The sequence below is a fragment of the Superficieibacter sp. 1612_C1 genome (assembly GCF_015234305.1).
In the GTDB taxonomy this organism is placed as follows: domain Bacteria; phylum Pseudomonadota; class Gammaproteobacteria; order Enterobacterales; family Enterobacteriaceae; genus Superficieibacter.
In genome coordinates this window covers 896,141-904,640 of record NZ_JADGMI010000002.1, presented here as the reverse complement: position 1 = coordinate 904,640, position 8,500 = coordinate 896,141, and the positions used below count along the sequence as shown (strand labels likewise).

Sequence of the window (8,500 nt, the reverse complement as noted above, 5' to 3'; positions counted from 1 at the left end):
AAAACCCAGGAATAATTGTCCCTGGGTTTTATTGTGTTACCGCGTTAATCAGCGACGCGCGCGGACTATCTGGTATTTACGGGTCAGATATTCCACCGGCGCGCTCCAGATATGCACCAGTCGGGAGAACGGAAACAGCAGAAACAGCGTCATCCCCAGCACCAGGTGAACGCGGAAAATAAACGCCACGCCCTCGAGGTGGGAAGACGCGCCACCGTTGAACGTCACCACCGACTGCGCCCAGCCCACCAGTTTCATCATCTCGCTTCCGTCCATATGCTGAGCGGAGAACGGAATGGTCAGCAGACCGAGGGCGCACTGCACCATCAGCAGGGTGAGGATCAGGATATCGGCCCCGGTGGTGGTCGCCCGGACGCGCGGGCTGAACAGGCGGCGCTTCAGCAGCAGCAAGCCGCCGACAAGGGTCATCACGCCGCAGGCACCGCCGGCAATCATCGCCATTTTCTGCTTCACGTCGACGGCTAAAAAGCCTTCATACATCCAGTGCGGGGTCAGCATCCCCAGCAGGTGCCCGGCAAAAATCCCGAGGATGCCAAAGTGGAACAGGTTCGACGCCATGTTCATGCCTTTGCGATCCAGCATCTGACTGGAGCCCGCGCGCCAGCTGTATTGACCGTAGTCATAGCGCAGCCAGCTACCCACCAAAAATACCGTGCCCGCAATATAGGGGTAAATATCAAAGAAGAACCTGGTCAAAAATTGCATTATTGCTGTCCTCCAGTGGAGAGATTCAGATATTGCGGAGCGACGGCACCGGCAAAACGACGCTGGTGGGCGGAGATTTCCGACTCACCGCAGCTCTGGTCGACAAAGAACTTCACCTGTTCCTCTTCCCAGACGGCGTCCAGCGCCTGCGGCGTATCGTCGCGGGCTTCATCGGCGATCTTCTCGGCCACTTTTGCGTTATCAATCGCGGTATTCGCCAGCTTCAGTAGCAGATCGAACAACACGGCGTAGCGGCTTTCCCGCTGCTCGAGGCGTGCGCTTAACAGTGCCAGAATCGGCGCAATATCCTGCAAGCCTCCCAGCGCTTCGCTCACCGGCAGTTGCGCCAGATATTCGAGATACAGCGGCAGGTGATCCGGCAGTTCACGGCTGTCGAGATGCAGGCCGTGACGCTCGTACTGCGCCAGCAGATCAACCATCGCCTGACCACGGTCGCGGGATTCACCGTGAACGTGCTCGAACAGCAGCAGCGAGGTGGCACGACCGCGATCGAATAACTCGCTGTAGGCGGATTGCACATCAAGCAGATCCTGCGCGGTTAAATCGCGCAGGAAAACGCCCAGTTTCTGCGCATCCTCTTTGCTGAGATTTTCCGACGCGGCCAGCGCATCAAACAACTCCTGCTGATGCTGCCACAAAGCAGCATCCGGGTATTCGAGCAGGCGCGAAACAATGACGAGTTCAATCATTGGTGCGGCTCCGTTCTGGTGGTCACATCGATGGCATCAATGCGACGACTGTTAAACAGGTTGAATTTGCTGTCGGAACCGTGGCAGCCGTCACCGAAGGTGAAGCCGCAGCCGCTTTTTTCCGGGAAAGCGTCACGCGCCAGTTCACGATGGCTGCTCGGGATCACGAAGCGATCTTCGTAATTGGCAATCGCCAGATAGCGGTACATCTCCTGCGCCTGAGCTTCGCTCAGTCCCACTTCTTCCAGCGCGCGGGTATCCAGCTTGCCGTCCACGGTTTCTGCACGCTTGTAGTGGCGCATCGCCAGCATACGTTTCAGCGCCAGCAGCACCGGTTTGGTGTCGCCTGCGGTCAGCATATTCGCCAGGTACTCGACCGGGATACGCAGACTCTCTACGTCCGGCAGAATACCGTTACTGCCAAGTTCACCCGCATCAGCGGCGGACTGAATCGGTGACAGCGGCGGCACGTACCAGACCATCGGCAGCGTGCGGTATTCCGGGTGCAGCGGCAGCGCCAGCTTCCAGTCCATCGCCATTTTGTACACCGGCGACTGCTGCGCGGCGTCAATCACGCTCTGCGGCACGCCGTCTTTCAGCGCCTGGGCAATCACCGCCGGATCGTTCGGATTGAGGAAGATGCTGAGCTGACGCTCGTAGAGATCTTTCTCATTCTCGGTGCTCGCCGCCTGCTCAATGGCGTCGGCGTCATACAGCAGCACGCCGAGATAACGAATGCGGCCCACGCAGGTTTCGGAGCAGACGGTCGGCTGACCGGCTTCGATGCGCGGATAGCAGAAAATGCACTTCTCAGATTTACCACTCTTCCAGTTGAAGTAGATTTTTTTGTACGGACAGCCGGTGATACACATCCGCCAGCCACGGCACTTGTCCTGGTCGATCAGTACGATGCCGTCTTCTTCACGCTTGTAGATGGCTCCGCTCGGGCAGGTCGCGACGCACGCCGGATTAAGGCAGTGCTCGCACAGGCGCGGCAGGTACATCATGAAGGTGTTTTCGAACTGGCCGTACATCGCCTTCTGCATGTTGTGGAAGTTCTGATCTTTGGCGCGCTTCTCAAACTCGCCGCCGAGGATCTCTTCCCAGTTCGGGCCGGTCGTGATCTTATTCATCCGCTGGCCGGTGATCAGCGAGCGCGGACGGGCGATCGGCTGATGTTTGCCTTCCGGCGCGTTGTGCAGGTGCTGGTAGTCGTAGTCAAACGGCTCGTAGTAATCATCAATCCCCGGCAGATGTGGGTTAGCAAAGATTTTCCCCAGCAGCAGCGCCCGGTTGCCCATACGCGGTTGCAGTTTGCCGTTGATTTTACGGATCCAGCCGCCCTTCCATTTGTCCTGGTTTTCCCACTGCTGCGGATAACCGGTGCCGGGTTTACTTTCGACGTTATTGAACCACGCGTACTCCATCCCTTCGCGGCTGGTCCAGACGTTCTTACAGGTCACAGAACAGGTGTGGCAGCCGATGCATTTATCAAGATTCAGCACCATGCCGACTTGTGAACGAATTTTCATTTTACGCTCTCCTGTACCTGGTCATTGCCTTCGCCATCCAGCCAGTTAATATTTTTCATCTTGCGTACCACCACGAACTCATCGCGGTTAGAGCCTACGGTACCGTAGTAGTTGAAGCCGTAAGCCAGCTGCGCGTAGCCGCCAATCATATGGGTCGGTTTCGGGCTGATACGGGTGACCGAGTTATGGATGCCGCCGCGTTGACCGGTGATTTCCGACCCCGGCAGGTTCACGATACGTTCCTGCGCGTGGTACATCATGGTCATTCCGGACGGTACACGCTGGCTCACTACCGCACGTGCGGTCAGCGCGCCGTTGCTGTTGAACACTTCGATCCAGTCGTTATCCTCAATCCCCAGCTCTTTGGCGTCGATTTCACTCATCCAGACAATCGGACCGCCGCGTGACAGGGTCAGCATCAGCAGGTTGTCACTGTAAGTAGAGTGAATGCCCCATTTCTGGTGCGGCGTCAGGAAGTTCAGCGCTTTCTCCGGATTGCCATTGGATTTCTCGCCCATTACCGCTTTCACCGAACGGGTGTCGATGGGCGGACGGTACACCAGCAGGCTTTCACCGAAATCTCGCATCCACTGGTGATCCTGATACAGCTGTTGACGACCGGACAGCGTGCGCCACGGGATCAGCTCATGAACGTTGGTATACCCGGCGTTGTAAGAGACGTGCTCATCTTCAAGACCGGACCAGGTCGGGCTGGAAATAATCTTGCGCGGCTGGGCCTGGATATCGCGGAAGCGGATTTTTTCCTCTTCTTTATTGGTCGCCAGGTGCGTATGGTCGCGGCCGGTGAACTCGCTCAGCGCGGCCCAGGCTTTAACCGCCACCTTGCCGTTGGTTTCCGGTGCCAGGGTGAGGATCATCTCTGCCGCATCAATCGCCGTATTCAGCATCGGCTGGCCTTTTGCCGGGCCTTCCGCTTTGGTGTAGTTGAGCTTGCGTAGCAGATCCATTTCGCTCTGGGTGTTCCAGGCGATCCCTTTCCCGCCGTTACCGATTTTGTCCATCAGCGGACCGATGGAGGTAAAGCGTTCGTACGTAGCCGGATAATCACGCTCGACCACCATAATATGCGGCGCGGTTTTACCGGGGATCAGGTCGCACTCGCCTTTTTTCCAGTCCTTCACGTCCAGCGGCTGCGCCAGTTCGGCGGCGGAGTCGTGCTGGATTGGCAGCGTAACGATGTCGGTCTCTTTACCGAGATGCCCCACGCAGACTTCAGAGAATTTCTTCGCGATGCCTTTGTAGATATCCCAGTCGCTTTTCGATTCCCACGCCGGGTCAACGGCGGCAGACAGCGGATGAATAAACGGATGCATGTCCGAAGTATTCATGTCGTCTTTTTCATACCAGGTCGCGGTCGGCAGCACGATGTCGGAGTAGAGACAGGTGCTCGACAGGCGGAAGTCCAGCGTCACAACCAGATCCAGTTTGCCGTCGAGGCCGTTATCATGCCATTCCACCTCTTCCGGCTTCACGCCGCCCTGCTTGCCAAGATCTTTGCCCTGGATGCCGTTTTCGGTGCCCAGCAGATACTTGAGCATGTACTCATGACCTTTACCGGAGGAACCCAGCAGGTTGGAGCGCCAGATAAACAGGTTACGCGGATGGTTTTTACCATTCTCCGGCTGTTCCGCCGCAAAGCGAATCGATCCGTCTTTCAGGGACTTAACCGTGTAATCCACCGGCGACATACCGGCTTTTTCGGCTTCCGCGGCGATGCGCAGCGGGTTGGTGCCCAGTTGCGGCGCAGACGGCAGCCAGCCCATCCGCTCGGCGCGCACGTTGAAATCAATCAGATGGCCGGTATAGCGTGACGGATCGGCCAGCGGCGACAGCAGATCTTTTGCCGTCAGTGACTCATAGCGCCACTGGCTCGAGTGGTTGTAGAAATAAGACGTGCTGTTCATATGACGCGGCGGGCGCTGCCAGTCCAGGGCAAACGCCAGCGGCTGCCAGCCGGTTTGCGGACGCAGTTTTTCCTGACCGACGTAGTGTGCCCAGCCGCCGCCACTCTGACCCACACAGCCGCAGAAAATCAGCATGTTGATCAGGCCACGGTAGTTCATGTCCATGTGATACCAGTGGTTCATCCCGGCACCAACGATGATCATTGAGCGACCGTGCGTTTTATCAGCGTTATCAGCAAACTCGCGGGCGGTGCGAATAATATGGGCGCGCGGGACGCCGGTGATTTTTTCCGCCCAGGCTGGCGTATAGGCTTTGATCTCGTCATAGCTGCTGGCGCAGTTATTATCGCCGAGGCCGCGTTCCAGTCCGTAGTTAGCCAGCGTCAAATCATAAACGGTGGTGACCAGGGCGCTACTGCCATCCGCCAGTTGCAGGCGTTTCACCGGCAGTTTGTGCAGCAGAATATTTTGCAACTCAACTTTATTGACGTGCTCGGTGCCTTCCCCGCCAAAGTACGGGAAACCCACTTCAGCAACTTCATCATGGCTACCCAGCAGGCTGAGATTCAGTTCAGTCTCATCGCCAGAGGTGCCGTCGCGTTGTTCGAGGTTCCATTTGCCTTTTTCGCCCCAGCGGAAGCCAATTGAGCCGTTCGGCGCGATCATCTCGCCAGTGCTGTTAACGGCCACGGTTTTCCACTGCGGATTATTTTCCTGACCGAGCGCATCCACCAGATCGGCAGCGCGCAACATGCGGCCCGCGGCATAGTAGCCGTCGCGCTCTTCCAGCATCACCAGCATCGGCATGTCGGTATAGCGGCGCACGTAGTCGGTAAAATACTGGCTTGGGTTATCGAGATGGAATTCGCGCAGCATCACGTGGCCCATCGCCATCGCCATTGCCGCATCGGTCCCCTGCTTTGGTGCCAGCCACAGATCGCACAGCTTGGCGATTTCCGCGTAGTCCGGCGTGACGGCCACGGTTTTGGTGCCTTTATAGCGCACTTCGGTAAAGAAGTGGGCGTCCGGGGTACGGGTTTGCGGAACGTTAGATCCCCAGGCAATGATATAGCTGGAGTTATACCAGTCGGCAGATTCCGGCACGTCGGTCTGCTCGCCCCAGGTCATTGGCGAGGCCGGAGGCAGGTCGCAATACCAGTCGTAGAAGCTCAGACAGGTACCGCCAATCAGTGAAAGATAACGTGCGCCGGAGGCGTAAGAGACCATCGACATCGCCGGGATCGGCGAGAAGCCCGCGACGCGGTCCGGGCCGTAAGTTTTCACGGTGTAAACGTTGGAAGCCGCGATCAGCTCATTCACTTCCTGCCAGGAGGAGCGCACGAAACCACCACGACCGCGCGCTTGTTTAAAGCTTTTGGCTTTATCGCTGTCTTCAATAATCGACGCCCAGGCGTCAACCGGATCGCTGTGCAGGACTTTCGCCTCGCGCCACATTTTCATCAGACGTTTACGCATCAGCGGATATTTCAGGCGGTTGGCACTGTAGAGATACCAGGAGTAGCTTGCGCCACGCGGACAGCCGCGCGGTTCATGGTTCGGCATATCCGGACGGGTACGCGGGTAGTCGGTCTGCTGCGTCTCCCAGGTGACCAGGCCGCTTTTCACATAGATTTTCCAGCTACAGGAGCCGGTGCAGTTGACGCCGTGGGTAGAGCGCACCACTTTGTCATGCTGCCAGCGCTGGCGGTAGCCTTCCTCCCAGTCGCGGTTGGTCTCAAGAAGCTGTCCATGCCCATCGGCAAAAGTCTCACCCTTCTGTTTGAAGTAGCGAAACCTGTCCAGGAATTTACTCATCTGGTCTCTCCTGTATGGAGCCTGACGGCTCTCTGGTAAATCGACATTGCTGCATATGCCGCGAAATTAACCTTCTGAAACAGTGGGGGAATTGACGGCGATCAAGATGCGAAGGGTTACTGAATGAGCGTAAATCAGCGAATACCACCAAAGCGGTATAAAAAATTATTTTTCAATTTACTGATTTTAAAAGAATTTTAACCACAAGCCATTAACAAAACGGTTATAAATCGCTTTCGCAGGTATTAGGGGGTAGGCCACCTGCCAGAAAGGATTTTCTGCGCTGCCTGAGACGATCAAATTGCCACCATTGATAAGTATGTTGTAACTAATTAATAATAAAAAAAGCGCGGCTTTCACCGCGCAGGATAATCAAACGTTACTTGTTATTATATTTTTTACGTCCGTATACCACCCACGTGATCCCAACGCAGGCAATATAGAACACGAGAAAAACTTTCATCGCCTCGGCTGGCGATCCGGTTAGCGCCAGCGACGTTCCGAAGGCTTTCGGAATAAAGAAGCCGCCAATGGCACCGATGGCCGAAATAAAGCCCAGCGCGGCTGCCGTGTCGGTTGCCGCCTCACGCATCGCCTGCTCTTCCGTCCCCCCTGCCGCTTTCACCCGCGCCATCGTCATTTTGCGGAAGAGAAAGGCAATCATCTGGAAGCTGGAACCACTCCCCAGCCCGGCGGTTAAGAACAGCAGCAGGAACACGGCAAAGAAGGCGATAAAGTTACCGTCGCTCCCCGCCGAAGGCAGCGTCAGGAACAGCAGCCCGCTGAACAATGCCATGAAAATAAAGTTAACCAGCGTGACGCGAATACCGCCCAGACGATCGGACATCGCCCCGCCTGCCGAACGCGCCAGCGCGCCGACCAGCGGCCCGAAGAAGGCGAAGTGGAGGATATTCACATCCGGGAACTGGGTTTTAGAGAGCATCGCAAACCCGGCGGAAAAGCCAATAAACGAGCCGAACGTTGCCAGATAGAGGAAACCGAGGATCCATAAATGCGCCCGCTTCAGCACCGGTAGCTGCGCCTTGAGCGACGCCTTTGAAGTCGCCAGTTCGTTCATGCCAAACCAGGCCGCGAGGGTAAACACAATCAGGAAGGGAACCCAAATCCAGGCCGCATTTTCCAGATAGATGCGCGAACCATCCGGCTGATCGACACCGGTGCCGCCAAAAACCGCAAACATGGAGAGCGAAATAGCCAGCGGTGCGATTAACTGCATGACGCTCACGCCGAGGTTACCAAACCCGCCGTTGATGCCCAGCGCCCCGCCCTGTTTCTCCTTCGGAAAGAAGAAGCTGATATTGGCCATGCTGGAGGCAAAGTTTGCCCCGGCAAAACCGCACAGCAGCGCGATAATAATAAAGGTGCTGAACGGCGTAGACGTATCCTGAACGGCAAACCCCAGCCACAGACAAGGAATAACCAGAATGCCGGTGCTAAACGCCGTCCAGCGGCGACCGCCAAATACCGGCACCATGAAGGAGTATGGTACGCGAAGCAATGCCCCAGACACCGACGGTAATGCCGTCAGCATAAACAGCTGATCGGTTTCGAAATGAAATCCTACTTTGTTAAGATTAACCGCAACCGCGCTAAACAACATCCATACGCAAAACGCCAGTAACAGACAGGGGACCGAAATCCACAGATTGCGGCTTGCAATACGGTGACCGCGTTGCTGCCAGAACTGCGGCTCCTCCGGACGCCAGTCGGTAATGACCGAGCCCGTTTCCCGGACTGGGACGCTTGAGTGACTCATAGACACCTCTGATTA

General features: G+C 56.6%; 5 protein-coding genes. All 5 read right to left on the bottom strand.

The window, feature by feature from the left end; all coding sequences use genetic code 11:
• Positions 1 to 48: 48 nt before the first annotated feature.
• The 5 genes from narI to INT84_RS10530 all read right to left on the bottom strand — a co-directional run bounded on the left by narI (position 49) and on the right by INT84_RS10530 (position 8,485).
• Complete coding sequence (narI, locus tag INT84_RS10550; protein ID WP_194206743.1) at positions 49 to 726, bottom strand: respiratory nitrate reductase subunit gamma; 678 nt, start codon at positions 724 to 726, stop codon at positions 49 to 51.
• Positions 726 to 1,436: a nitrate reductase molybdenum cofactor assembly chaperone gene (gene narJ, locus INT84_RS10545; RefSeq protein ID WP_194206742.1), complete on the bottom strand. Its 711-nt coding sequence runs from the start codon at positions 1,434 to 1,436 to the stop codon at positions 726 to 728. Before narJ ends, narI begins: the two co-directional genes overlap by 1 nt.
• Positions 1,433 to 2,968 (bottom strand): nitrate reductase subunit beta, encoded by a 1,536-nt coding sequence (narH, locus tag INT84_RS10540; protein WP_194206741.1) that lies wholly within the window; start codon positions 2,966 to 2,968, stop codon positions 1,433 to 1,435. Before narH ends, narJ begins: the two co-directional genes overlap by 4 nt.
• Positions 2,965 to 6,708, bottom strand: a complete 3,744-nt coding sequence (locus INT84_RS10535) for a nitrate reductase subunit alpha (RefSeq protein ID WP_194206740.1) — start codon at positions 6,706 to 6,708, stop codon at positions 2,965 to 2,967. Before INT84_RS10535 ends, narH begins: the two co-directional genes overlap by 4 nt.
• A 379-nt stretch (positions 6,709 to 7,087) precedes the next feature.
• Complete coding sequence (locus INT84_RS10530; protein ID WP_194206739.1) at positions 7,088 to 8,485, bottom strand: NarK family nitrate/nitrite MFS transporter; 1,398 nt, start codon at positions 8,483 to 8,485, stop codon at positions 7,088 to 7,090.
• Positions 8,486 to 8,500 lie beyond the last annotated feature (15 nt).